Source organism: Tritonibacter scottomollicae (assembly GCF_003003215.1).
Classification (GTDB): Bacteria; Pseudomonadota; Alphaproteobacteria; order Rhodobacterales; family Rhodobacteraceae; genus Epibacterium; species Epibacterium scottomollicae.
Window position 1 is genome coordinate 44,044 of the sequence record NZ_PVUF01000005.1, and the last position, 24,713, is coordinate 68,756.

Annotated in this window: 26 protein-coding genes and 1 pseudogene; 17 read left to right on the top strand and 10 right to left on the bottom strand. The window is 63.0% G+C overall.

Annotated elements, in window-relative coordinates; genetic code table 11:
• Nucleotides 1-14: 14 nt before the first annotated feature.
• The 14 genes and pseudogenes from CLV89_RS09980 to CLV89_RS10045 all read left to right on the top strand — a co-directional run bounded on the left by CLV89_RS09980 (nucleotide 15) and on the right by CLV89_RS10045 (nucleotide 11,183).
• Nucleotides 15-587 carry an HK97 family phage prohead protease gene (locus tag CLV89_RS09980; RefSeq protein WP_106163522.1) on the top strand — a complete coding sequence of 191 codons (573 nt, stop codon included), beginning with the start codon at nucleotides 15-17 and terminating at the stop codon, nucleotides 585-587.
• A gap of 20 nt (nucleotides 588-607) precedes the next feature.
• Nucleotides 608-1,804: a phage major capsid protein gene (locus tag CLV89_RS09985; RefSeq protein ID WP_106163523.1), complete on the top strand. Its 1,197-nt coding sequence runs from the start codon at nucleotides 608-610 to the stop codon at nucleotides 1,802-1,804.
• Between the two features lie 175 nt (nucleotides 1,805-1,979).
• Nucleotides 1,980-2,582: a head-tail connector protein gene (locus CLV89_RS09990; protein WP_106163524.1), complete on the top strand. Its 603-nt coding sequence runs from the start codon at nucleotides 1,980-1,982 to the stop codon at nucleotides 2,580-2,582.
• Nucleotides 2,579-2,917, top strand: coding sequence for a head-tail adaptor protein (locus tag CLV89_RS09995; RefSeq protein WP_106163525.1), 339 nt, complete (start codon nucleotides 2,579-2,581; stop codon nucleotides 2,915-2,917). The genes CLV89_RS09990 and CLV89_RS09995 overlap by 4 nt, the downstream gene beginning before the upstream one ends.
• Nucleotides 2,914-3,321 carry a DUF3168 domain-containing protein gene (locus CLV89_RS10000; protein ID WP_106163526.1) on the top strand — a complete coding sequence of 136 codons (408 nt, stop codon included), beginning with the start codon at nucleotides 2,914-2,916 and terminating at the stop codon, nucleotides 3,319-3,321. The genes CLV89_RS09995 and CLV89_RS10000 overlap by 4 nt, the downstream gene beginning before the upstream one ends.
• Nucleotides 3,322-3,356: 35 nt before the next feature.
• Nucleotides 3,357-3,769, top strand: a pseudogene (locus CLV89_RS10005) (phage major tail protein, TP901-1 family).
• A gap of 3 nt (nucleotides 3,770-3,772) precedes the next feature.
• Nucleotides 3,773-4,096, top strand: a complete 324-nt coding sequence (locus CLV89_RS10010) for a gene transfer agent family protein (protein WP_106163527.1) — start codon at nucleotides 3,773-3,775, stop codon at nucleotides 4,094-4,096.
• A complete protein-coding gene (locus CLV89_RS10015) occupies nucleotides 4,093-4,308 on the top strand; it encodes a rcc01693 family protein (RefSeq protein ID WP_106163528.1) in 216 nt (71 codons plus the stop codon). The genes CLV89_RS10010 and CLV89_RS10015 overlap by 4 nt, the downstream gene beginning before the upstream one ends.
• A 3-nt stretch (nucleotides 4,309-4,311) precedes the next feature.
• Complete coding sequence (locus CLV89_RS10020; protein ID WP_106163529.1) at nucleotides 4,312-4,971, top strand: phage tail tape measure protein; 660 nt, start codon at nucleotides 4,312-4,314, stop codon at nucleotides 4,969-4,971.
• 13 nt (nucleotides 4,972-4,984) lie between these two features.
• On the top strand, nucleotides 4,985-5,617 hold the full coding sequence (locus tag CLV89_RS10025) for a DUF2460 domain-containing protein (protein WP_009179225.1): 633 nt from the start codon (nucleotides 4,985-4,987) through the stop codon (nucleotides 5,615-5,617).
• Complete coding sequence (locus CLV89_RS10030) at nucleotides 5,617-6,495, top strand: DUF2163 domain-containing protein (protein ID WP_106163530.1); 879 nt, start codon at nucleotides 5,617-5,619, stop codon at nucleotides 6,493-6,495. Before CLV89_RS10025 ends, CLV89_RS10030 begins: the two co-directional genes overlap by 1 nt.
• The gene (locus CLV89_RS10035; RefSeq protein WP_106163531.1) at nucleotides 6,492-6,920 is read left to right on the top strand and encodes an NlpC/P60 family protein; all 429 of its coding nucleotides are present in this window, start codon (nucleotides 6,492-6,494) and stop codon (nucleotides 6,918-6,920) included. Before CLV89_RS10030 ends, CLV89_RS10035 begins: the two co-directional genes overlap by 4 nt.
• Nucleotides 6,921-6,978: 58 nt before the next feature.
• Nucleotides 6,979-10,899 carry a baseplate multidomain protein megatron gene (locus CLV89_RS10040; RefSeq protein ID WP_106163532.1) on the top strand — a complete coding sequence of 1,307 codons (3,921 nt, stop codon included), beginning with the start codon at nucleotides 6,979-6,981 and terminating at the stop codon, nucleotides 10,897-10,899.
• Nucleotides 10,899-11,183 carry a DUF7742 family protein gene (locus CLV89_RS10045; protein ID WP_106163533.1) on the top strand — a complete coding sequence of 95 codons (285 nt, stop codon included), beginning with the start codon at nucleotides 10,899-10,901 and terminating at the stop codon, nucleotides 11,181-11,183. Before CLV89_RS10040 ends, CLV89_RS10045 begins: the two co-directional genes overlap by 1 nt.
• Before the next feature lie 88 nt (nucleotides 11,184-11,271).
• Here the strand turns inward: CLV89_RS10045 and CLV89_RS10050 are convergent, their stop codons facing one another.
• Nucleotides 11,272-11,478, bottom strand: a complete 207-nt coding sequence (locus CLV89_RS10050; protein WP_106163534.1) for a cold-shock protein — start codon at nucleotides 11,476-11,478, stop codon at nucleotides 11,272-11,274.
• Nucleotides 11,479-11,838: 360 nt separating this feature from the next.
• On the opposite strand from CLV89_RS10050, the gene cysE reads away from it, so the two are divergent.
• Nucleotides 11,839-12,645, top strand: a complete 807-nt coding sequence (gene cysE, locus CLV89_RS10055; protein WP_106163535.1) for a serine O-acetyltransferase — start codon at nucleotides 11,839-11,841, stop codon at nucleotides 12,643-12,645.
• A 253-nt stretch (nucleotides 12,646-12,898) separates the two neighbouring features.
• On the opposite strand, the gene CLV89_RS10060 is transcribed toward cysE, so the two are convergent.
• The 7 genes from CLV89_RS10060 to CLV89_RS10090 form a co-directional block, all read right to left on the bottom strand.
• A complete protein-coding gene (locus CLV89_RS10060; RefSeq protein WP_106163536.1) occupies nucleotides 12,899-13,354 on the bottom strand; it encodes an NADAR family protein in 456 nt (151 codons plus the stop codon).
• Between the two features lie 135 nt (nucleotides 13,355-13,489).
• A complete protein-coding gene (locus CLV89_RS10065) occupies nucleotides 13,490-14,815 on the bottom strand; it encodes a pyruvate dehydrogenase complex dihydrolipoamide acetyltransferase (protein WP_106163537.1) in 1,326 nt (441 codons plus the stop codon).
• Between the two features lie 12 nt (nucleotides 14,816-14,827).
• A complete protein-coding gene (locus CLV89_RS10070; RefSeq protein ID WP_106163538.1) occupies nucleotides 14,828-16,204 on the bottom strand; it encodes a pyruvate dehydrogenase complex E1 component subunit beta in 1,377 nt (458 codons plus the stop codon).
• A gap of 17 nt (nucleotides 16,205-16,221) precedes the next feature.
• On the bottom strand, nucleotides 16,222-17,235 hold the full coding sequence (gene pdhA / locus CLV89_RS10075) for a pyruvate dehydrogenase (acetyl-transferring) E1 component subunit alpha (protein WP_106163539.1): 1,014 nt from the start codon (nucleotides 17,233-17,235) through the stop codon (nucleotides 16,222-16,224).
• A gap of 275 nt (nucleotides 17,236-17,510) precedes the next feature.
• Nucleotides 17,511-17,810 carry an FtsB family cell division protein gene (locus CLV89_RS10080; protein WP_106163540.1) on the bottom strand — a complete coding sequence of 100 codons (300 nt, stop codon included), beginning with the start codon at nucleotides 17,808-17,810 and terminating at the stop codon, nucleotides 17,511-17,513.
• A gap of 325 nt (nucleotides 17,811-18,135) precedes the next feature.
• Nucleotides 18,136-19,914, bottom strand: coding sequence for a methyl-accepting chemotaxis protein (locus CLV89_RS10085; protein ID WP_106163541.1), 1,779 nt, complete (start codon nucleotides 19,912-19,914; stop codon nucleotides 18,136-18,138).
• A gap of 233 nt (nucleotides 19,915-20,147) precedes the next feature.
• On the bottom strand, nucleotides 20,148-21,338 hold the full coding sequence (locus tag CLV89_RS10090) for a phosphoglycerate kinase (RefSeq protein WP_106163542.1): 1,191 nt from the start codon (nucleotides 21,336-21,338) through the stop codon (nucleotides 20,148-20,150).
• Between the two features lie 212 nt (nucleotides 21,339-21,550).
• On the opposite strand from CLV89_RS10090, the gene CLV89_RS10095 reads away from it, so the two are divergent.
• Together CLV89_RS10095 and CLV89_RS10100 are read left to right on the top strand one after the other, a co-directional pair.
• Nucleotides 21,551-22,057, top strand: coding sequence for a peptidylprolyl isomerase (locus tag CLV89_RS10095; RefSeq protein ID WP_106163543.1), 507 nt, complete (start codon nucleotides 21,551-21,553; stop codon nucleotides 22,055-22,057).
• Nucleotides 22,050-22,598, top strand: a complete 549-nt coding sequence (locus CLV89_RS10100) for a peptidylprolyl isomerase (protein WP_106163544.1) — start codon at nucleotides 22,050-22,052, stop codon at nucleotides 22,596-22,598. Before CLV89_RS10095 ends, CLV89_RS10100 begins: the two co-directional genes overlap by 8 nt.
• Before the next feature lie 212 nt (nucleotides 22,599-22,810).
• Here the strand turns inward: CLV89_RS10100 and CLV89_RS10105 are convergent, their stop codons facing one another.
• On the bottom strand, nucleotides 22,811-23,353 hold the full coding sequence (locus tag CLV89_RS10105; protein ID WP_106163545.1) for a bactofilin family protein: 543 nt from the start codon (nucleotides 23,351-23,353) through the stop codon (nucleotides 22,811-22,813).
• On the bottom strand, nucleotides 23,343-24,674 hold the full coding sequence (locus CLV89_RS10110; RefSeq protein WP_106163546.1) for a DUF5930 domain-containing protein: 1,332 nt from the start codon (nucleotides 24,672-24,674) through the stop codon (nucleotides 23,343-23,345). The genes CLV89_RS10105 and CLV89_RS10110 overlap by 11 nt, the downstream gene beginning before the upstream one ends.
• Nucleotides 24,675-24,713: the final 39 nt, after the last annotated feature.

Consider the following 24,713-nt stretch of genomic DNA (forward strand, 5'->3'; position numbering starts at 1 on the left):
AAAGGTAGAGCGTGATGCTGACAGATCATGAGCCCCGGCTCGAGACCAAATTCGCCCGCTTTGGCGAGGCGCTGTCCCTAAGCGCCGGAGAGGTGATCGAAGGCTATGCGAGCCTCTTTGGTGCCCCCGATCAGGGCAAGGATATCGTCACCCGTGGCGCCTATGCGGCATCATTGGCGGCGCATCACTCGCGCGGCAGCAAGGTCAAGATGCTCTGGCAGCATGACCCGAGCCACCCCATCGGCGTCTGGGATGAGATCCTTGAGGACGACACGGGCCTGCGCGTCAAAGGGCGCATCCTCACGGAGACCCAGAAAGGCGCAGAGGCCGCCGCCCTGGTGCGCGCCGGGGCCATCGAGGGGCTGTCGATCGGCTATCGCACCGTGAAGGCGACCCGCGACAAGGAAGGCCACCGGCGGTTGGAGGAACTGCAACTCTGGGAGGTTTCGCTGGTGACCTTCCCGATGCTGCCCTCGGCCCGGCTGTCGCGGCTTGCCCGGCGCGAGGCGGAGGCGGCGAAATCCGACGCCTCCGATGCGGGCCTGCGCGCCCTCGCTGACGCCCTGCGCGCGGCCACCAGACCCTAACCCCCGAAAGAGGACCAGAGATGACAGATCATCCATTCACGGGCCACGCGCCCGAGGATGCGGCGACCCCGCCGCAAAATGTGGCCACGGAAGTGAAACAGGCCGTTTCTCAATTCGTGCAGCATTTCAAGGGGTTCCAAGACGACGTGACCGAGAAACTCAAACAGACGGAAGAGCGTATGACCATGTTGGATCGTAAAACCCAAACCGCGGCCCGGCCGCATCTGGCGGCGGCGGAGGTCGATGGCGCGCCGCATCAAAAGGCCATGCAGGCCTATCTGCGCCATGGCGACGAAGAGGGCTTTCGCGGCCTCGACATGGGCACCAAGGCCCTGTCGACGGCGGTGAATTCCGATGGCGGTTTCCTCGTCGACCCGCAGACCTCGGATGTGGTGAAATCGGTGCTGCAATCCACCGCGTCGATCCGTGCGGTGGCCTCGGTGGTCAATGTGGAGGCGACGTCGTTTGACGTGCTGATCGATCATTCCGACGTGGGCGCGGGCTGGGCCACCGAGACCGGCTCGGTCACGGAAACCGGCACGCCCTCCATTGATCGCATCGTGATCCCGCTGCACGAGCTTTCGGCCCTGCCCAAGGCGTCGCAACGGCTTCTGGATGACTCGGCCTTTGACATCGAGGGCTGGCTCGCGGGCCGGATCGCCGACAAATTTGCCCGCGCCGAGGCGCAGAGCTTTATTTCGGGCGATGGGATCGACAAGCCCACCGGCATCCTGACCCATCCCACGGTCGACAATGACAGCTGGAGCTGGGGCAATATCGGCTATGTGGCCACCGGCAGCGACGGCGATATCGGCTCGGCGGATGCGATCATCGACCTGGTCTATGCGCTGGACGCGCGCTACCGCGCCGGTGCGAGTTTTGTGATGAACTCCAAAACGGCCGGTCTGATCCGCAAGCTGAAGGACGCTGATGGCCGCTTCCTGTGGTCCGATGGTCTTGCGGCGGGCGAGCCTGCGCGGCTGATGGGCTACCCGGTTTTGGTGGCCGAGGACATGCCGGATGTGGCCTCTGACAGCCTCTCGATTGCCTTTGGCGACTTTGGCGCAGGCTACACCATCGCCGAACGTCCGGACTTGCGCGTCCTGCGCGACCCGTTCTCCGCCAAGCCGCATGTGCTGTTTTACGCCACCAAGCGCGTAGGCGGCGATGTGAGCGACTTTGCCGCGATCAAGCTGATGAAATTCGGGCTGAGCTAAGCGCTTAGGCCCGGATGACGGGGCCGGCAGCCCGGCTCCGTCGGCGGGTGCGTGCCTCATGGGTTTGTCGTCCAGCTGCTCCCTCCGTCCGAGCGGCAGACCCGGTGCGCACCCGTCCAAGGGACGGCGCGGCAGAGACCGCGTGAGGGAGATAGATTTTCAGCGGAGAGAGCCGATGATTTTGCACGAACTGACCCCGCTGCCCGACAGCATTTTGCCGCTCGCGGCGTTCAAGGCGCATCTGCGTCTGGGCACCGGTTTTGGCGAGGAGGCGTTGCAGGACGCGGTGCTTCTGGCCTTCTTGCGCGCCAGCCTCGCGGCGATCGAGGCGCGCACCAACAAGGCGCTCTTGACGCGCGACTATGAGTGGCGGCTGAACGAATGGCCCCGCGTGGTGGAGCTGCCGGTGGCGCCGGTTTCAAGCGTCTCGCAGGTGGCGCTGGTGGATCAGACCGGCGCGGAGACGGAGGTGCCCGTGGCGGCCTATGCGCTGGCACCCGACGCCCATGCTCCGCGCCTGACGCCGCGCGCGGCGGTCTGGCCAATGATGCCCTCGGGGGGCGGCGCGGTGATCCGCTTTACCGCCGGGATGGCCGCAACATGGGACGCGCTTCCGGCCGATCTGGCGCAGGCGGTGATGTTGCTGGCGGCGCATTATTATGAGTATCGCGATGACACCTCGCTGCATGCGGGCTGCATGCCCTTTGGCGTGGCGAGCCTGTTGGACCGGCACCGCATGCCGCGCCTGAGCCTGTCCCGGAGCGGGGTGCACTCATGAGCGCGCCGCGATTGAACCGCCCATTGCGGCTGGAAGATCCGCAAGCGACCAGCGATGGCGCCGGGGGATTTGACATCACTTGGGTCGAGCTGGGCCAGCACTGGGCCGAGGTTGACGCGCTGACGGGGCGCGAGAGTGGCCGACGTGGCACCTCCGTCTCGCTCCAGCGCTATCGGATTACCCTGCGTGCCGCCCCGGTGGGATCAAACGCGCGCCCCAAACCGGACCAGCGGTTTCGCGAAGGCAGTCGCATCTACAAGATCGACGCCGTGGCCGAGCGCGACATGGACGGGCGTTACCTCACTTGTTTCGCAACAGAGGAGCTGGCCACATGACCTATGCGCTGTCTCACAGCCTGCAAACCGCCGTCTACCAGCACCTGATCGGCGATGCCGCGTTGGCGGCAGAGGTGGGCACCGCGATCTACGACATGCTGCCTGCGGGCACGCTTCCGGGGATCTATGTGACCCTCGGCGCTGAGAGCGTGCGGGACCGATCCGATGTCACAGGCGGCGGCGCGCTGCATCGCTTTACCGTGACCGTGGTCGCCAATGCGGCCGGGTTCAGTGCGGCCAAACGCGCGGCGGCGGCGATCTCTGACGCGCTGGTGGATGCGCCGCTGACCCTCGCACGCGGGCATCTGGTGGGGCTGTGGTTCGACCGCGCCAACGCCAAGAGGCTGAGCAACGGGGATCGCTCCATTGCGCTGCGGTTTTCCGCGCGTCTTGAAGACTCCTGAATGAAATTCAACGCATTAACAGAAGGACCTCACCCATGAGTGCTCAAAACGGCAAGGATCTCCTGATCAAGGTGGACATGACCGGCACCGGCAGTTTCACCACCATCGCAGGCCTGCGTGCCACCCGTATCAGTTTCAACGCCGAGAGCGTCGATGTGACCAGCCTCGACAGTGCGGGCGGCTGGCGCGAGCTGTTGGGCGGAGCCGGCGTGCGGTCGGCAAACCTCTCAGGCCGGGCGTGTTTCGCGATGCCAACACCGACGAGCGTGCGCGGCAGTTGTTCTTTGATGGCGAGACCCCAGCGTTCCAGGTGGTGATTCCGGATTTCGGCACCGTCGAAGGGCCGTTTCAGGTCACAGCGCTGGAGTACGCAGGCAGCCACAATGGCGAGGCCACCTATGAGCTGTCGCTGGCCTCCGCCGGTGCGCTGACCTTTACGGCGGCCTGAGCCATGGCAAACCCCTATGCAGGCGAAGTGACGCTGGTGCTCAATGGTCGGCTGCAGGTGCTGAAGCTGACACTGGGCGCGCTGGCGGAACTGGAGGCGGAGCTGGGCGAGGGTGACTTGATCTCCCTGGTGCAACGCTTTGAAACCGGGCGGTTTTCCTCGCGCGATATGCTGGCGCTCTTGGCGGCGGGGCTGCGTGGCGGCGGGTCTGAGATCAGCCGCGAAGATCTGGCGCAGGCCGAGATCAAGGGCGGCGTAATGCAGGCCACCAAGGTGGCGGCGCAATTGTTGGCGCTCAGTTTCGCGCTGCCTGCGGGGGATGCATGAGCCGTGCGGCAATGCTGGACTGGCCGGCCCTGATGCGGGCCGGGATGCTGGGGCTGCGGCTGACCCCGCGCGAGTTCTGGCAACTGACCCCGGCAGAGCTGCGGCTGATGCTGAACCTTGATGCCGGCACACCGCCCATGGACCGCGACCGCCTGAGCCATCTGATGACGCAGTTCCCGGATCAGATCAACGACGTGAACCAACCGGAGTAACCCATGGCAAACACGACAGATTCCGACTTTGGATCCCAGGCGGGGCCGCTGGAGGACAGCCTTGGCGATGCCGCCGGGATGGCGGCGCAGTTCACCGCCGAGATGGACCGGGTGCGCGCGGCCTTTGCGGCGACCCAGGCCGATGCGGCCGATTTTGAAACCGGCCTGAGCCGGGGGCTGCGGCGCGCGATGAAGGATCTGGTGGTGGATGGCGACAGTCTGAGCGATGCGCTGGAAAGCCTCGCGAAGACGATGATCAACACCACCTTCAACTCCGCCATGCGCCCGGTGACGGATCACCTCGGCGGGTTGGTGAGCGACGGGATCGGCGCGCTGGTCGGGGGCATCCTGCCCTTTGCCGACGGCGCGGCCTTCAGTCAGGGCAAGGTCACGCCCTTTGCACGTGGTGGCGTGGTGTCCTCGCCGACGCATTTCCCGATGCGCGGCGGGCTGGGGCTGATGGGCGAAGCGGGACCGGAGGCGATCCTGCCGCTGGCACGTGGCCAGGACGGCAGCCTCGGGGTGAAGACGCAAGGCGGCGGCACATCTCCGACCGTGGTGATGAATGTCTCCACCCCCGATGTGGCCGGGTTCCAGCGTTCGCGTGGGCAGATCGCCGCCCAGATGAGCCGCATGCTCGCACGCGGAAACCGTAATAGGTAAGGAGGGTAAGCCCATGAGTTTTCACGAAGTTCGTTTCCCGGAGACGCTCTCTTTCGGCTCTGTTGGCGGGCCGGAGCGGCGCACGGATGTGGTGACGCTGGCCAATGGCCATGAGGAACGTAACACCCCATGGGCCCATGCAAGGCGGCGTTATGATGCGGGGCTTGGCCTGCGCGGACTTGAGGATATTGCCGCGCTGATTGCCTTTTTCGAGGCCCGCCAGGGCCAGCTCCATGGGTTTCGCTGGAAGGACTGGACCGACTATGCGTCATCGCTGCCGGGTCAGGATGTAACGTTTGAGGATCAGCTGATCGCTTTGGGTGATGGCGACACCAACAGGTTTCAACTTGCCAAACGCTACCGCTCCGGCCCGCATGAATACCTGCGTCCGATCAGCAAACCCGTGGCGGGCACTGTGCGCCTTGGGATCGACAATGAGGCGCTGGTGGAGGGTGTGGATTATGACCTCGACCTGACCACGGGCGAGGTGACGCTGGCCTATGTGCCGGAAATTGGCCGTGAAATCCGTGCCGGGTTTGAGTTCGACGTGCCTGTCCGCTTTGACACGGATCGCATCCAGACCTCGGTGGCGTCGTTTCAGGCGGGCGAGGCCCCGAATGTGCCAGTGGTGGAGGTGCGTGTGTGATGGATCGCGAGGGCTTAAACACGCATCTTAAATCTGGGACCACCACGGTGTGCCGCGCTTGGGCCGTCAGTCGCGCCGACGGGGTGACGCTGGGGTTCACCGACCATGACCGGGATCTGAGCTTTGACGGCGTGACATTCCGCGCCGGAACCGGCCTCACGGCGCGCAGCCTGATGCAAAGCACCGGGCTTGCGGTCGACAACAGCGAAGCACTCGGCGCACTCAGTTCCGATGCGGTGCGCGAGGCGGATATTGAATCCGGGCGCTATGATGGGGCTGAGGTGCGGGCGTGGCTGGTGAACTGGGCCGACACCACTCAGCGCGCCTTGCAATTTCGCGGCTCCTTGGGCGAGATCCGCCGCGCAGGTGGCGCGTTTGAGGCTGAGCTGCGCGGCCTGACCGAAGGGTTGAACCAGCCGCTGGGGCGGGTGTTTCAGACGCCCTGTAGCGCGGTTCTGGGGGATGCGGCGTGTGAGTTTGACCTCAACACTGCGGGTTATGTCACTGAGGTATCAGTGGAAAACATCGACGAGGGGCAGCATTTCACATGGGGTGCGCTCGATGGGTTCGCGCCGGAGTGGTTCACCGGCGGGCGGCTCACGGTGCGGAGCGGCGCAGGTGCTGGTCTGTGGGCACCGATCCGGTCGGACAGTATGAGCGAGCGCCGTGAAATCACCCTCTGGCAGCCGATCCGCGCGGATATTCAGCCCGGTGACCGGGTGCGTCTGACCGCAGGCTGTGACAAGCGCATGAGCACCTGTCGGCTGAAGTTCGACAATCTGGTGAACTATCAGGGCTTTCCCGATATCCCCGGCGAGGACTGGATGGTGGCGGTGCCCAAACGCAATGGCCAGAACACCGGCGGCAGCCGCCGATGAGCCGCGACATCAACACAGAGGCGCTAGGTGTGGCGCGGCAATGGCTGGGCACGCCCTATAGACATCAGGGGGCCACGCGGGGCGCGGGCTGCGATTGTCTCGGGCTGATCCGGGGCATCTGGCGCAGCCTATATGGCACCGAACCCGAACCCGTGCCGCCCTATACCCGCGACTGGGCCGAACGCGGCACCGAGGAACGCCTGTGGCGGGCGGCGCTGCGGCATATGCAGCCCGTCCACCACGCAGCGCCCGGTCAGGTGATCCTGTTTCGTATGCAAGGGGGTGCTGTGGCCAAACACCTTGGCCTGCAAAGCAGCGCGTCCCGTTTCATCCATGCCTACAGCGGTCATGGCGTGGTCGAGAGCGCGCTGACGCCCGCATGGCAGCGGCGCATCGTGGCGCGCTTTGCCTTTCCCGCAGAGTGAGCGAGCGGGCCGCGGCCCGGACTTTCTCCACCCCAACGATCCCTGAGGAGGACATATCATGGCGACATTGGTACTGGCGGCGGCAGGCTCCGCCGTGGGCGGGGCAATCGGCGGCTCTGTGGCGGGGCTGTCGACGGCGATCATTGGTCGCGCGGTTGGTGCAACCCTGGGCCGGGTCATTGACGAGCGCCTCTTGGGCAGTGGCAGTGCTGCGGTGGAAACCGGCAAGGTCGACCGGTTTCGCATCACCACCGGCAGCGATGGTGAGCCGATGGCGCAGGTCTTTGGGCGTATGCGGTTGGGCGGGCAGGTGATCTGGGCGACAGAGTTTGTCGAGACCGCTACCACCACATCCTCGGGCGGCAAGGGCTCTGCCCCCAAACGCACCACCACCAGCTATTCCTACAGCCTGTCGATGGCGGTGGCGATCTGCGCGGGCGAGATCACACGGGTGTCGCGGGTCTGGGCCGATGGCGAGGAGGTCGCACTGCGCGATCTCAATATGACCGTCTACCGGGGCAGTCAGGACCAGCAGCCCGACCCGCTGATGGAGGCGGTGGAGGGCGCGGGCCAGGTGCCTGCCTATCGCGGCACCGCCTATGTGGTGTTTGAAAACCTCGATCTGGAGCGGTTCGGCAACCGGGTGCCGCAGTTCTCATTCGAGGTGCTGCGCGCGGAGCAGCCCTCGGGCGAGACCTACGACCAGGATCTGGCGCAGATTGTGCCCGGCGTGGCGCTGATCCCCGGCACGGGCGAATACAGTCTGGCCAGCCAGCCGGTCTATATGCAGCACGGGCCCGGCGCGCAGAAAGCCGCCAATATCAACCAGATCTCCGGCGCGACCGATCTGGTCGCCTCGGTCGATGCGCTGTCTGAGGAGCTGCCGCAGGCCGAGGCGGTGTCCATGGTGGTGTGCTGGTTTGGCGACGATCTGCGCTGTGGTGACTGTACCCTAGCGCCGAAGGTGGAGCAAAAACTGGCGGATGGGTCGATGCCGTGGCAGGTGGCGGGGCTCAACCGGGCCAGTGCGGACGAGGTCATCAAGGACGCGGGCGCAGCCGTTTATGGCGGCACCCCGGCGGATCAGGCGGTGGTGCAGGGCATCCAGCACCTGAACGCCCAAGGCAAGCGGGTGATGTTTTACCCGTTCATCCTGATGGAGCAGCAGGCGGGCAATGATCTGCCCGATCCCTACAGCTCTGCCGAGGGCCAGCCGGTGCTGCCGTGGCGGGGGCGGATCACGCTCTCGACCGCGCCGGAGCGCGCAGGCAGCCCGGATGGCACTGCGCTCGCGGATACGGAGGTCGCTAGCTTTCTGGGCACCGCACAGGCCAGCGATTTCACTATCTCGGGCGGGCAGGTGAGCTATCACGGCCCCGATGAGTGGAGTTTTCGCCGATTTATTCTGCATTACGCAGCACTTTGTGCAGCGGCTGGCGGCGTCGAGGCGTTCTGCATCGGCTCGGAACTGCGCGGGTTGACGCAGATCCGGGGGGCGAGCGGCTTTCCCTTTGTGCAGGGGCTGAAGGATCTTGTGACCGAGGTGCGCGCGCTCTTGGGGCCGGAGGTCAAACTGGGCTATGCGGCGGATTGGTCAGAGTATTTCGGCTATCAGACGCCGGAGGGCGACCATCTGTTTCACCTCGATCCGCTGTGGTCCGACCCGCAGATCGATTTCATCGGTATCGACAATTACATGCCGCTCAGCGACTGGCGCGAGGGGGAGGATCATCTCGACGCGCAGGAGTGGCCTGCGATCTATGATCTCGGCTACCTCAAGGCCAATATCGAGGGCGGTGAGGGCTATGACTGGTATTATCATTCCCCTGAGGCCGAAGCGGCGCAGATCCGCACGCCGATCACCGATGGTGCTTATGATGAGCCGTGGATCTATCGCAACAAGGACATCCGCAGCTGGTGGTCGCTGCCGCATCACGACCGGATTGGCGGGGTGCGGTCCGAGACCGCGACCGATTGGGTGCCGCAATCCAAACCGATCTGGTTCACCGAACTCGGCTGTGCGGCCATCGACAAGGGCACCAATGAGCCGAACAAATTCCTTGATCCCAAAAGCTCTGAATCGCAATTACCGCGTGCCTCCAATGGCTTGCGCGACGATCTGATCCAACAGCAGTACCTGCGCGCGCAGCTGACATACTGGCAGGAGGCAGCGCATAATCCGACTTCCAGCGCCTATGGCGGCGCGATGGTGGACCTGAGCCACGCCTATGTCTGGGCCTGGGACGCGCGGCCCTTTCCGGCCTTTCCCAACCGGGTGGAGGTCTGGGACGATGGCGAGAATTACGCACGCGGGCACTGGCTCAACGGGCGCGCGGGGCAGCGCACGCTGGCCTCTGTGGTGACGGAGATCTGCCGGGAGGCGGGCGTGACGGAGATCGACGCAAGCCAGCTTTGGGGTATTGTGCGCGGCTATGCAGTCTATGACGTGGCGGAGGCGCGTAGTGCCTTGCAGCCCCTGATGCTGCGCCACGGCTTTGACGCGATCGAGCGCGATGGCACGCTGATCTTTCGGCTGCGCGACGGGCTGAACGCATTGGATCTGGAGACGGATGCGCTGGCGGTGCTGCCAGAGGTGGACGGCGATCAGGAACAAAGCCGCATGCCCGAGGCAGAGCTGATGGGCCGGGTGCGCCTGCGCTTTGTCGAATGGGGCGGCAGCCACGACACCGTGGCCGAAGAAGCGGTTCTGCCCGACGAGGCCACCCATGCGGTGAGCCAGAATGACCTGCCCATGGCCTTGACCCGCGCCGAGGGGCGGCAGGTGGTGCAGCGCTGGCTGGCGGAGGCACGGATTTCGCGTGACACCGCACGCTTTGCCCTGCCGCCCTCGCGCGCGCTGGAGGTTGCGGCGGGCGATGTGGTGCGCCTGCCGGGGCAGGACGGTGAGGGCGCGGCGCGCTACCGGGTGGACCGGGTGGAACAGGCCGAGGCGCAGATCCTGGAGGCTGTGCGCATTGAACCCGTGGTCTATCAGCCGCTGGCCACGCCTGAGGATCTGCCGCGTAATGATGCCTTTGCCGCGCCCACGCCGGTGTTGCCGCTATTCCTCGATCTGCCCTTGATGCGCGGGGATGAGGTGCCGCATGCACCGCATGTCTGTGCCACGGCGCAGGACTGGCCGGGCGCGGTTGCCCTCTATGGTGCTGACTTAGGCGGGGAGTTTGCGCTGGAAGAGCTGCTGCCCGCCCGCGCCACCGTGGGGCTGACCAGAACGGAATTGCTGGCGGGGCCAATCGGGCGATGGGACAGGGGCGCTGATCTCGAGGTGGAACTGATCGCTGGCACACTGGACAGTCAGGAGCACCTTGCGGTGCTGGGTGGCGCAAACCGGCTGGCGATCGGAGATGGCAGCCCGGAGAACTGGGAGGTGATCCAGTTTGCTGAGGCCGAGCTGATCGCGCCCAACCGCTATCTGATCCGCAACCGCCTGCGCGGCCAATACGGCAGTGACGGGGTGATGCCGGTGGCCTGGCCGGTTGGGTCTTATGTGGTGGTTATGGATGCGGCTGTGGAGCAGCTGGATCTTGCCATCTCCCAGCGTCGGATTGCGCGCGACTATCGCTTTGGCCCCGCACGGCGGGCCTATGATGACCCGTCTTATGTGGCGCTTTCTGCGGCCTTTGATGGCGCGGGCCTGCGCCCCTATGCGCCGGTGCATTTGCGTACGCCGGATAGTCTGGGCAATGACATGGCGTTCCACTGGATCCGCCGCACCCGGATCGAGGGCGACAGCTGGGACATGGAAGAGGTGCCCTTGGGCGAGGAGAGCGAGCGCTACCGTGTGCAAGTGCTCTCGGGCACGACGGTCCTGCGGGATGCGCGTGTCTCGACCCCGGCGTGGGTCTATGCGGCGGCGATGCAGATCAGCGATGGCGCCAGCCCCGGCGATGTGGTGCAGGTGGCGCAGATCTCCGCCCGCTATGGCGCCGGGCCGGTGGCGGAGTGGATCCTCGGCTGATGCAGCAACCAGTGCTCTGGGAAGATATTCGCAGCCTTGCGCGGGCGCTTCTGGCCCATCCGGAACCCCGGCGTGCGGCGCTCTGTCGGCAAATCCTGCAGGGCGCGGCACGGGCAAAACGTCAGGCGCAGGCCACCGGCCGCTGTCATCCGCGCTGGGGCGATGGATCTCTGGACCGGGCGGCGCGCTGCTATCCGTTGGCGCCAGAGCCCTTTCCGGGGGACCGGGACTATGCCCATTGCCTGCGCGTGGCATTGGCTGCTGCAGCCCGCGCGCGAAAATGAGAACGCCCCGGCACCATATGGTAGCCGGGGCGTTCAAATGTCGGTTCAGCAGAGGCGGATCAGCTGAAGAGCACGATCCGCTGGGTGCTTAGGCCAGTTCCAGATTGGTGGCGGATTCGCGACCGTCGCGACCTGCCTCGATCTCGAACGTCACTGCCTGGCCATCGGCCAGACCGGTCAGACCGGAGCGCTCTACTGCGGAGATGTGTACGAATACGTCGCTGGAGCGGCCATCAACTTCGATGAAACCAAAACCTTTGGTGGAGTTGAACCACTTGACGGTACCGTTTGCCATTTTAAAAGTTCCTTTTTGTCTTTGTCGCCCGCGAACGTGCGGCGACCCGGCAGCTTAACGTCGAAAGCTGGTCGGGTAGACAGAACTTCGATAGGATAAGGTTGCTCGAGTATTTTGCCGCGAATCTTGATACATGACAAGTGGGATTCTTCGACATTTTCGATGAGTTTGCGGTGTAAGCGCATGTGGACACAAGGTAATTTTCACGCCTGTGTTACATTACGCTTGCTGATCAATGCCATCAAGGGATTGCGCTTTGCAAGCGAGGCCTTAGATCATTAAGTTGAGCCCCGAGGTGCCGGAATAAGCTGGTGCCCCTCCCGGAGCGCGCGGAGACGCCGCGCAAGAAGGACCAAGCCTATGTTGGATACGCACAAGGCCGTCAGGCAGATCGACCCCGTTTGGGGCCGGATCACCGAGGAAGCCGAGACTGCGGTTGCAGAACAGCCGCTGATGGGTGGGCTGATCCACGCCTGTATTTTGCACCACAAGACGCTGGACAAGGCGTTGAGTTATCGGATCGCGGCCAAGCTCTGTTCCAACGAAATGTCCATGGTGATCCTGCGCGAGGTGGTCGATGGCGCCTATGAGGCCGAGCCGGCATTGGTCGAGGCGGCGCGCGCTGACCTGATGGCGGTCTATGACCGTGATCCGGCCTGCCACCGGCTGTTGCAACCGATCCTCTATTTCAAGGGCTATCAGGCAGTGCAGGCCTATCGTGTCGGCCACTGGCTGTGGCAGCAGGGGGATTGGGATCTGGCCTATTTCTTCCAGATGCGGATCTCGGAAATCTTTGGCGTCGACATCCACCCGGCCGCTCGCATCGGCAAGGGCATCATGATCGACCATGCCCATTCCATCGTCATCGGCGAGACGGCGGTGGTGGGCGACAATGTCTCCATGCTGCATTCGGTGACGCTGGGCGGGACCGGCAAGGAAGAAGAGGACCGTCACCCGAAGATCGAGGATGGCGTTCTGATCGGCGCCGGGGCCAAGGTTCTGGGCAACATCCGCATCGGACACTGTTCGCGCATTGCCGCAGGGTCGGTGGTGCTGCAAGAGGTGCCGCCTTGCAAGACTGTGGCCGGGGTGCCGGCCAAGATCGTCGGCGAGGCGGGATGCGACCAACCCTCCGTCAGCATGAACCAGGTCTTGGCGGGCAAGTAGCCCGCCGCCATCGCGGCGTTAACCGCTTGCAGATATCTAAAGATGGCTCCGCTGGGGTATTTTGCCGCGCTCAATTGGAATGCCACTGCGACCGCTCCGAGCGACGGGCGAGCAGCAACCGACCCGTTGGGGCGGTTCGAGCGCTACCAGATCATAGATTTGGGACATGGTGAGAGGGCGGGGGCAAGCAACGTCTTTTGGTCGTAACAGAGAGGCCAACTGCGGTTAGGTGCGTCAAACCTGCGTTGCAGCATTAGTTCGCTTGTAGCTGATCTCGAACCTGCATCAAGATTTCACCTAGTCTATTGAGACCCTTTCCGTCTGGCCCAATCCCCCAATAAGCATCCATTGGGGCGTTCTCGGCAATGTGAGCGGTTCCCGTCGATATGAGCAGTTTTTGTGGAACGTCGTGGGTCATAAATTTGCATCTGACGGCCTCCAACATGATTGTATCTTTGACCTCTTCCCAATCGGCTCTGAGTGGGATTCTTCTCGTCATACCTAGTGCCTTAGCGTCCTTCGGCTTCCCACAACTTCTGATGCGTTCGCGATAATCCTCATCGTAGAATTTCATTGCTTGAAAGTAGTGCTCTACAGTTCTCCACCACCGATCCTCAAGCGCGACGCCATATGGCGCAAAGTTGGAAAACTCAGAATATGCGTCTGTTTGCGCATAGAAGTAGACGGTGTTCTCAGGCTCTTTGGACATATAAGATGACTTCCAGAACTGACGCAATTTACACGTACGTTTGGTCTCGAAGCGACCATTGGGATAGGAACTTAGTGCAATAAAAAGGCCCCCGCAAACGGGAGCCTTTTGTATTTCGAGATCTCAGGCGAAAGATCAGGCGAGCATCACCATCGGGTTTTCCAGATTGTCGACGATCGCCTTCAACAGATCCGCGCCAAGTGCGCCGTCGATGACGCGGTGATCGACCGACATGGTGACGCTCATCACGGTGGCCACGGTCAACTCGCCATCGGCGCCGACAACCGGCTTTTTGACGCCGGAACCGACGGCCAGAATGCCCGCATGCGGCGGGTTCACGATGGCGTCGAAATTGTCGATACCGAACATTCCGAGGTTGGAGATCGCAAAGGCGCCGCCCTGGTATTCATGCGGCGCGAGTTTGCGGTCGCGGGCACGTTTGGCCAAATCCTTCATCTCCGCCGACAGAGCCGACAGGGATTTCATGTCGGAGTCTTGCAGCACCGGCGTGAACAGACCGCCCTCAATTGCGACCGCAACGGCCACATCGGAGGCTTTCATCTTCAGGACGCGATCCCCGGCCCAGACCGCATTGGCGTCGGGCACCGATTGCAGCGCCAGCGCCACGGCCTTGATGATGAAGTCATTGACGGAGAGTTTCACACCCCGAGGCTCCAGCTGCTTGTTGAGCTGGGAGCGGAACTTCAGCAGCGCGTCGAGCTGGATGTCGCGGCGCAGGTAGAAATGCGGGATGGTCTGCTTGGCCTCGGTGAGACGCGCGGCAATGGTCTTGCGCATGCCGTCGAGCTTGACCTCCTCAAACTCGCGACCTTCGTACATCTTGGCCACCGCATCGGCGGAGGGGCCGGCAGGTGCAGCAGCAGCTTGAGCTGCGGCGGGCGCGGTGGTCTTTGCCTCTGCCTTGGGTGCGGCGGTGGCGTTTTCCACATCGACCTTGATGATGCGACCACGCGGACCGGAGCCCTTGATGGAGGCAAGATCCAGACCCTTGTCGGCCGCGATGCGACGCGCCAAGGGCGAGGCAAAGATGCGCGAGCCATCCGCCGCAGCGGGTGCGGCCGGGGCAGGGGTTGCGCTGGCGGCGGGGGGGGCAGCGGCTGCGTCGGAGCCTCCTTCGGAGGCCGCCTCCTTATCCGCGTCAGCGGCGGGGGCCGCTTCCGGTTTAGCCGCCGATGTGTCGATATCATCGGCGCTTTCACCATCCTCCAGCAGGACCGCGATGGGGGTGTTGACCTTCACCCCCTCGGAGCCCTCAGCAATGAGGATCTTGCCGACGACACCTTCGTCCACGGCTTCGAACTCCATGGTCGCCTTGTCGGTCTCGATCTCGGCAATCAGATCGCCGGAGGAGACAGTGTCGCCCTCCTTGACCAGCCATTTTGCCAGCGTGCCTTCCTCCATGGTGGGAGAGAGGGCGGGCATGAGAATTTCAGTGGGCATCCTTGCTCTCCTTTAGCGGTAGGTCACTTGCTTCACCGCTTCGATCACCTCGTCGGTGGTGATCAGCGCGTGTTTTTCAAGGTTGGCGGCATAGGGCATTGGGACGTCCTTGCCGGTGCAGGTGATGATCGGCGCGTCGAGATAGTCAAACGCCTGCTGCATCACCTCGGAGGCGATATAGCCGCCGACGGAACCCTGCGGGAAGCCTTCCTCGACGGTGACCAGACGGTTGGTCTTCATCACCGATTTGATCACCGCGGGCAGGTCCATCGGGCGCAGGGTGCGCAGGTCGATGACCTCGGCGTTGATGCCATCCTCGGCCAGCTTTTCCGCCGCTTCGAGCGCGTAGGTCATGCCGATGCCGAAGGAGACGATGGTGACATCATCGCCCTTGCGCCAGATCTTCGCCTTACCAAACGGTACGGTGAAATCATCCAGCTTCGGCACGTCGAAGGACTTGCCGTACATGATCTCGTTTTCGAGGAAGATCACCGGGTTGGGGTCGCGGATTGCCGATTTCAGCAGGCCCTTGGCGTCGGCGGCAGAGTAGGGCATCGCCACCTTGAGGCCTGGGATCTGCATGTACCATGCGGCATAGCACTGCGAGTGCTGCGCGCCGACGCGGGCGGCGGCGCCGTTGGGACCGCGGAACACCATGGGTGCGCCCATCTGACCGCCGGACATATAAAGCGTCTTGGCGGCGGAGTTGATGATGTGGTCGATCGCCTGCATGGCGAAGTTGAAGGTCATGAACTCCACGATGGGACGCAGGCCACCAAAGGCAGCGCCAGTGGCGATGCCGGCAAAGCCGTGCTCGGTGATCGGCGTGTCGATTACGCGCTTGGAGCCGAATTCGTCCAGCAAGCCTTGGGTAATCTTGTAAGCGCCTTCGTATTCGGCGACTTCCTCACCCATGACAAAGACGTCTTCGCTGCCACGCATCTCCTCGGCCATGGCGTCGCGCAGGGCTTCGCGGACCGTGGTGGAGACCATTTCGGTGCCCTCGGGGTAGTCGGGGCTTTCGTCCACCTCGGGCGCGCTGGGGGCAGCGGCCTTGGCCGGGGCTTTTTCAGCCTCTGCCGGGGCGGCTTCCGGGGCCGAGGTGTCAGCGGCAGGGGCTGCGGCGACCGCATCCTCGACGCTTTCGCCCTCTTCGACGAGAATGGCGATGGGCGTGTTCACTTTCACGCCCTCGGTGCCCTCGTCGATCAGGATCTTGCCGACGGTGCCCTCATCCACGGCTTCGAACTCCATGGTGGCCTTGTCGGTTTCGATCTCGGCGAGGATATCGCCGGAATTTACGGTATCGCCCTCTTTGACCAGCCATTTGGCCAGCGTGCCTTCCTCCATGGTCGGCGACAGGGCGGGCATCAGAATTTCAGTTGCCATAGTCTTGGTCTCTCCCCTCAGGCGCTTTTCTGCGGCACGTCGGCGGCATAGATGTCTGTCCAAAGCTCGTCGAGCGCGGGCTCCGGGCTTTCCTTGGCGAAATCGGCGGACTTGCTTACGATGTCCTTGATCTCCTTGTCGATCGCCTTGAGATCCTCCTCCGAGGCATGCTTGCCAGTCAGCAGCATCTCGCGGATCTGTTCGATCGGGTCGCGTTCCTCGCGCATTTTCTGCACCTCTTCACGGGTGCGGTACTTGGCGGGGTCGGACATGGAGTGGCCGCGGTAGCGGTAGGTCTTCACCTCGAGGATGTAGGGACCCTTGCCTGCGCGACAGTGGGCGACGGCGCGTTCGCCGGCCTCTTTCACCGCCAGCACATTCATGCCGTCCACTTCCTCGCCCGCGATACCGTAGGCCTCGCCGCGCTTCCACAGCGCAGGCGACTTGGTCGAGCGCTGGACGGAGGTGCCCATGGCGTATTGGTTGTTCTCGATCACAAAGACCACTGGCAGATCCCAGAGCTGGGCCATGTTGTAGGTCTCGTAGACCTGACCCTGGTTCGCCGCGCCGTCACCGAAGTAGGTGAAGGTGACGCGGTCATTGCCCTTGTATTTGTCGGAGAAAGCCAGGCCGGCGCCGAGCGGCACCTGCGCGCCGACGATGCCGTGGCCACCATAGAAATGCTTCTCTTTCGAGAACATGTGCATGGAGCCGCCCTTGCCCTTGGAATAGCCGCCCTCGCGACCGGTCAATTCGGCCATGACGCCGTTCGGGTCCATGCCACAGGCGAGCATATGGCCGTGGTCGCGGTAGGATGTGACGCGCTTGTCGCCGTCCTCGGCTGCGGCCTCAAGGCCAACAACAACCGCTTCCTGACCGATGTAGAGGTGACAGAAGCCCCCGATCAGGCCCATGCCGTAAAGCTGACCTGCTTTTTCCTCGAATCGCCGGATCAACAGCATCTCGCGGTAGTATTTGGTCAGTTCTTCGGCGGAAACATTTGATTTCTGAGCGCTTTTTCTTGCGGCCATAACGGCTGGCTCCCCCTAAAGTTTAGGTAGTTTAACACTAAACTATCTCATAAAGCATTTTGGACAGGCATGCGAGGAATAATCTAGCGCAATTGCATTTCGAGCATGGAGTTGCCGGGAAAAGCCGCGTGAGATCAGAGGGCTGACAGCATTTTCCACGCCGCAAACGGGCATCGAGACGCCAACACATGCGGCATTTTCCGACGAAACGCAGGGTGACAGGAGGAGGCTGACGTCTTGCGATGGGGAAATCAAGCCCCGTCGCGCGGCAGCGTTCAGTCGACGATGATTTCGTCGGCACGCACGAGGCCGAGAATGGAGCGGGACTGTTCGTCGAGCAGATCAAGATCAAGGTAGTCATCGGACAGGCGACGGGTGAGGTTTTCCATCCGCGCAATGTCGTGTTCAAGGCGCTCCAGGTCTTTTGACAAACCGTCCGCTTCGGCCTGAAGCTCGACACGGCGGAACAGACCAAAATCACCTTGCACGGCGGCGAAGGTGAAATAGGCGCTCAGCAAGAATGCCGCGGCAAAGAACAGCAGGGTGCCGAGAGATGGGGTCGATTTTCGCGTCACGGTGGAGCTGCCTGTAGAAGAATAATGTGCTCGGTCGCGCCAGTTTGTCCGGCGTCTGTCTTTCGTATGCCACAGGAGAGCTGCGCTGTGAATTCCCAAAAGGAGAACGCCCACGGAGTGTCGCAAAGTCGGGACAGTCTGGTGTATTTCGGGCGCATATCAGGCGGGTACAGGCGGCCAGGCGTTCATAGATGGGCAGTCGGCCGGTCAAGCACAGTGTCATCGACACGCGCGGCCGGGGCACTGATGGCCCCGACCGCGCTTTTTAGGACAGAGATTGAGTCTCGGCCGCTATCGTATGGCGGCCGCGTAGAAGCCGCGCCGGTCAGGCAGCGGATTGCGTGTCGGTGAAGTCGTCAAGCGTCGCAGAGGCTCCGCCGGTGAACCCCTCCAGCAGGTTGGTGAGGCGGCTCGCCTGCATGCGCATCTCTTGGCTGGCGCCGTAGGTTTCCTGCACCATTGCGGCGTTTTCCTGCGTCACCTTGTCCAGCTGTGCCACGCCGATGTTGATCTCCTTGATGCCGGCGGCCTGCTCGCCCGAGGAGCTGGCGATCGCGGATACCATGCCGGAGACATTCGTGACGCTTTCGACGATCTGGGTAAGGGTCTCGGCCGTGGCCTGAACCAGGCGCTCTCCCTCTTCGACCTGACTGGAGCTGTCCTGGACCAACTGCTTGATCTCGCTCGCAGATTGAGCGGCTTTCATCGCCAGTCCGCGCACCTCGGAGGCGACAACGGCAAAGCCGCGCCCCGCTTCGCCTGCGCGGGCCGCCTCGACGCCGGCATTCAGGGCCAACAGGCTGGTCTGAAAGGCGATGTCGTCGATGGAGGTGATGATCTGGGTGATGTTGGCGGAGGACTCGGAGATCGAGGCCATCGCCTGACGGGCCTTTTGCATGACTTCGCCGCCCTGTTCCGCGCGGCGGCGACCTTCTTCGACCTCGCGGTCCGCCGCCTGCGCCTGTGCGGCACTGGACTGGACCGAAGCAGACATCTCTTCGAGTGCGGCGGCGGATTCCTCCAGCGTCGCGGCCTGGGTTTCAGCGCGCTGGGACATTTGATCGGACATGCGCTCCATCTCGCGGGCGTTCTCTTCGACCACGGTGGAGCTTTGGTTCAGCTGTGCCACCAGATCGGCCAGAGAGACGGACAGCGCGTTGAAATCATCGCAGAGCGCGGTGTAGCTGGCGCCCAGATCCGACCAATGATCGCTGGGGATCTGCTGGTCAAGCTCGCCGCTTTTGAGGCCGCTCATGGCGGCGCCGAGGACGTTGAACAGCTCCACTCGACGGGCGTTTTCCTCTTGGTTCTGCCGCTCCAGCGTATCCGCTTCAGAGAGCTGCGTGCGCAGGTCCTGCAGGTTGCGGGCGATCGTGCCCAGCTCGTCACCGCGGTCCGTGCCGGTGATCTCTGCATCATAGTCCTGCTGCGCCAGTGCATCGATGGTTTTTGCGGCATCCGCCACCGGGCGGGAGAGTTTGCGGCCAAAGACAAAGGCCACGGCGATCGCGATCAGCGTTGCCGCGACGCTGCTGAAGATCTGGATCGTCTGACTGATGGAAATCAACTGGTCAACCTGACCCCGAACGGCGGTGCTTTTCTCGCCCAGTTTGTCCTGAAGCCCGTCGATAATGTCGCGCAACTGGCCAACTGCTGGGATTACGTTGTCGAATACCAGTTCCAGACGCGCGTCGCCCTCGGTGCGTTCGACCTGCTCCAAGGTGACTTCGATGGCATCGAGTTTGGGGGAGAGTTCAAGCAACGCCTTGTGAGCGGCGGGATCGCGGGCTGCCACCACGCTTGTGCTGAGGAAATTGGCGTCGGCCTTTGCGATTTCGTCGCGGACCTCGACAATATTGCCGCGCAATTCGTTCAGTCCCTCCGGCATGCCGACAGTATAGGACAGCAGGTCACCGATGCCCTGTTCGATGTCTTCCTTGATCGCGTCCGTGCTTTTGAGTTGTGTGCTGACGGCGCGGTAATGATAGGTCGCCTGGGTCATTCGCTGATTTGTCATCCAGGATACCGACGCAAGAGCGAGGATCATGATGATAAAAATGCTGGCGAAAATGAAAATCTGAGTGCGGAGTGAAAAGTTGCTCATGCCTAACTGCCTGACGTATTCATGTGGGCGTGAGTGCCCACCAATTGAGCAAACCTTACGTCAAGCATCGTAAAGAAACCGTTTGCGATAGGCTTATGTTTGCATGATCTCAATCGCGCGGCGTGGAAAATTTCTTCAAATTTTCAATTATTTCCGCCGCGCTTGTGGCGCGGCGGAAGAGAGGTATCAAGATGAAGCAGAGTGTCAGCCTGAGGGCAGTCTGCCTGCAGGTTTCACCCTTCCAGCGCGGCGACGCCGGGCAGGGTCTTGCCCTCCATCCACTCCAGGAAGGCACCGCCAGCCGTGGAGATATAGCTGAAGGCCTCCGCCGCACCGGCCTGATTGAGGGCGGCCACGGTGTCGCCGCCTCCGGCAACCGAGATCAATGTGCCCGCCTTGGTGCAGTCGGCCGCCTTTTGCGCAGCGGCATTGGTGGCCATGTCAAACGGCGCGATCTCAAAGGCGCCAAGCGGGCCATTCCAGATCAGGGTCTTGCTGTCGGCCAGGACTGTGGCGATGGCGGCAACCGAGGCAGGGCCCGCATCAAGGATCATCGCATCGGCAGGGCAGGCATCGGCGGGCACGGTCTCATTCGCGGCTCCGGCCTTGAATTCTCGCGCCACAACAACATCCGACGGCAGCAGGATGGTGCAGCCTGCCGCCTCGGCCTTGGTCATGATCTCGCGTGCGGTGTCGGCCATGTCGTGTTCGCACAGCGATTTGCCCACATCGATGCCCTGTGCGGCCAGAAACGTATTGGCCATGCCGCCGCCGATCACCAGCGTGTCGACCTTGGCCACCAGATTGCCGAGCAGGTCGAGCTTGGTAGACACCTTGGCGCCGCCCACCACGGCGGTGACCGGACGGTCTGGCGTCGACAGCGCCCCTTCGAGCGCCTGCAGCTCGGTCGCCATCAGACGGCCCGCACAGGCGGGCAGCAACCGGGCCAGCGCCTCGGTCGAGGCATGGGCGCGGTGTGCGGCGGAAAATGCGTCATTGCAGAAGATATCGCCCAGCTTTGCCATCTCAGCTGCCAGCTCGGCGTCGTTCTTTTCCTCGCCGGCGTGGAAACGCGTGTTCTCCAGCAGCAGGACCTGGCCCGGTTGCAGGGCGGCAACGGCCGCTTCGGCGGCAGGACCACGGCAATCGGCGACAAAGACCACCGGCGCGCCAAAGGCGGCTTCCAGCGCGGGCACCAGCGGCTGCAGCGACATCTCTGCCACGACCTGACCCTTGGGGCGACCGAAATGCGCCAGCAGCACCGGTTTGGCGCCTTTGGCCAGCAGATCGGAGAGGGTTGGAACCAGCCGCTGGATGCGGGTGTCATCGGTGACGCGGCCACCCTCCATCGGCACGTTGATGTCGACGCGGGTCAGAACGACCTTGTCCTGCAGATCCATGTCATCGAGTGTCTTCCAGCTCATGTCCGGCTCCCTTCGGAATATGGCGCGCATGCGGAGGATTGCATGGCAGAAATTCGGTTCTGGCGCTTGTGTCCTGTGTTTTGGGATCTCAGTCAATGCCCCGATCATTGCCCGGTTCCCGCCGAGGTGATTGACAGTGTGCATTGCGCCCTTGGCAAGACCGGGCATCGACTTTAGGTATTCCGGCAATACGAAAATGACAGGAGGGCCTCATGGCCGAGATCAAGGATCCCGAGAACACCATCATCGTTGAGCTGAAGGACGGCAATGTCGTCATTGAGCTTCTGGCCGATGTGGCACCGAAACATGCCGAGCGCATGAAGGAACTGGCGCGCGCCGGCGAATATGACAACGTGGCCTTTCACCGGGTGATCGACGGCTTCATGGCGCAGACGGGTGACGTGGCCCATGGCGACATGGAAGACGGGTTCAACATCGGTCGCGCGGGCACCGGTGGCTCCGACCTGCCGGATCTGCCAGCGGAATTCTCCAAACTGCCGCATGACCGGGGTACCTTGGGCGCGGCGCGGTCGTCGAACCCGAACTCCGCCAACTCGCAGTTCTTCATCAACTTCAAGGACAACCACTTCCTGAACGGTCAGTACACCGTCTATGGCCGTGTCGTTGAGGGCATGGAGCATGTGGATGCGATCACCCGGGGCGAGCCGCCTGCGAACCCGGACCGCATGATCTCGGTCAAGGTGGCAGCGGATGCTTAAGCGTCTGACCGCACTGGCGCTGCTGGTCTCCGCGCCCGCCTTTGCCTCCGGCCTGGAAATCCAGGTCGAGGGCGAGGCCAATGGCACCATCGTCATCGACCTCTTGGAAGATGTGGCGCCCAAACATGTGGAGCAGATTACCGCGCTGGCCAATGATGGCCAGTATGACGGTGTCGTGTTCCACCGGGTGATCGACGGTTTCATGGCGCAGACCGGCGACGTGGAAAATGGCCGTCTCGGCTCTGACATGCGTCTCGCGGGCACCGGCGGCTCCGACCGCCCGGATCTGCCCGCCGAGTTCTCCGACCTGCCGTTTGATCGCGGTGTTGTCGGCATGGCACGCTCGCAGAACCCCGACAGCGGCAATTCGCAGTTCTTCATCATGTTTGATCAGGGGCATTTCCTGAACGGTCAATATACCGTTGTGGGCCGTGTGACCGAGGGCATGGATGTGGTCGACGCCATCAAACGCGGCGCGCCGCGCTCCGGTGCGATCACCGGCAAGCCGGACGTGATGACCAAGGTCACCGTGACCGAGTAAGGCGCGCGCCCATTCCTGAGACAGAACGCCCCGCAGTCTGATGCTGCGGGGCGTTTTTTGTTGTCTGCCGTGAGAGAGGCGTCGTGGGGCAGGGCGCCAGGTCCGAGAGAGCAACAAGAAAAAGGCGCCGGACTGCTCCGACGCCTTCGCTATAGGTTGTGGTCGCAGAAAGGATCCGCGAGGTCAGACCCGCAGGCCTGATGCCGGTGATCTCAGCCTTCGGCCTTGGCAGGAACGGCAGTTGCTGCCGCATGCGCCGGAGCCTTCTGAGCCGCCTTGCCGGGGCTGAGCGGGTCGTCCTGACGCTGCACGGAACCTTCGAAATGGGCACCGGACTCGATCGCGATGGTCTTGTGGATGATGTCACCCTCGACCCGCGCGGTGGAGGTCAGGCGGACCTTGAGGCCACGGACGCGACCCACGATGCGACCGTTGATGACCACGTCATCTGCGGTGATCTCACCCTTTATCGTCGCGGATTCGCCGATGGTCAGCAGATGCGCGCGGATGTCGCCCTCGACAGTGCCTTCGACCTGGATGTCACCGGTGGTCTTGACGTTGCCGGTGATGTGCAGATCGGAGCTGAGCAGCGACGCCGGCGGCTTTGCCTTGGGCGCAGCAGGCTTGCTGTATTCGCTGGCACCTGTGGATGCGCTGCTCGAAGAGGAAGAGGACGCCGGGCTGGAGGCCGGGGTCGCCGTGGGGGTCTCGGCTTGTTTTGGGCCGGGCTCGTTGATTTTGCTCTTAGAAAACATTTCTCGCAGCCTTGATATAGATCATGGGGTTTACGGGTTTGCCATTGACCCTGACCTCGTAATGGAGGTGGGTCCCGGTGGACCGTCCGGTGGTACCCATATCAGCAATATGATCTCCGCGCGAGACCCTTTGACCGACCTTTACGCGGAGGTTGGAGTTATGGGCATATCTGGTTTCGATGCCGAAGGCATGCTGGATCTTGACGAGGCGGCCATAGCCCGACTGCCAACCCGCATGGGTGACGACGCCATCAGCGGTGGCAAAGATGTCCGTGCCGGTGCCGCCAGCAAAATCCGACCCTTTGTGCAGGCGCCGCCCGCCGGTCTTTGGATCGCGACGATAGCCGAAGCCGGAGCTCTGGCGCACTTGGCTGAGGTTGACCGGGACAGAGAAGGGCGCCTGTTCCGCAGCGATGCGATAGAGGTTCAGCTGGCTCATCTGATTGAGTAGAGCATTGGCGCGAATTTCGTCCGGGCTTGCCTCTTCGCCGCGGGTCGACAAAGACAGTGGCTCCAGCGGGCCGCCTTCGCCACTATAACCCCGGCGCACCTGCTCAAGGATCCGGTCCGGTGGCAGGCCAGCGGCGGAGAACATCTTGTTCAGGGGATCGACCGAAATCGCCATCGCCTCTTCAAGCTGGCGGAAAATCTGGTCGTTGCGCTGCGCATTCAGGCGCAGTTCCAGTTCAAGATCATCGCGTTGGTTGAGGGCGGATTGTGCGTCGCTCTCAATCTGATCGCGCTCTTCTGCGGTTTCTGCCAGGGCCGCGGTCAGAAACTCAAGCTGCGCGGGTGCGGTCGCTGCGAGGACTTCCTCGGGGCTGTCGGGGGCCGTCTGTTCACGCAGGTCCAGCACGGTGCGTTTCAGGATCTCGCGTTCCTTGATGGTTTCGCGCAGGTTGGCCTGAATCACGTCGATGCCGGTTTCCAGCTCGCGGCGGCGGGTTTCGGAGGCCAGCAGTTCGGATTGCATGGTGGAGATCTGCTGCAGCGAGGAGTTGAACCGTTCCTGCGCGGCCAGCGCCTCTTCGGCGCGGCGATCACGTTCAGTGGACAGCGCGTTCAGGCGCTCCTGATAGACCTGTTGATCGCGCCGGGCCTGATCGCGGAAATTGCCGGACCCGATGCTGTCCATCAGCACGATCGCGGTTGCCACGATGGCCCAGGACACAAACAGGGCCAGTCCGGCGACGGTGACAAGCTGGGTTTCCGAACTCAGACGGATGAACCGCGTGTCGCTGTCTGATTTCAGGAAAACCCGACGTTCGGGAAAACGACGTTCCAGAAACGCGTGAATCCGTAGGTACAAACCGCCTCGCAAGTCTCGATATCCTTGTTCCGTCCCCTGACCACATTCTTA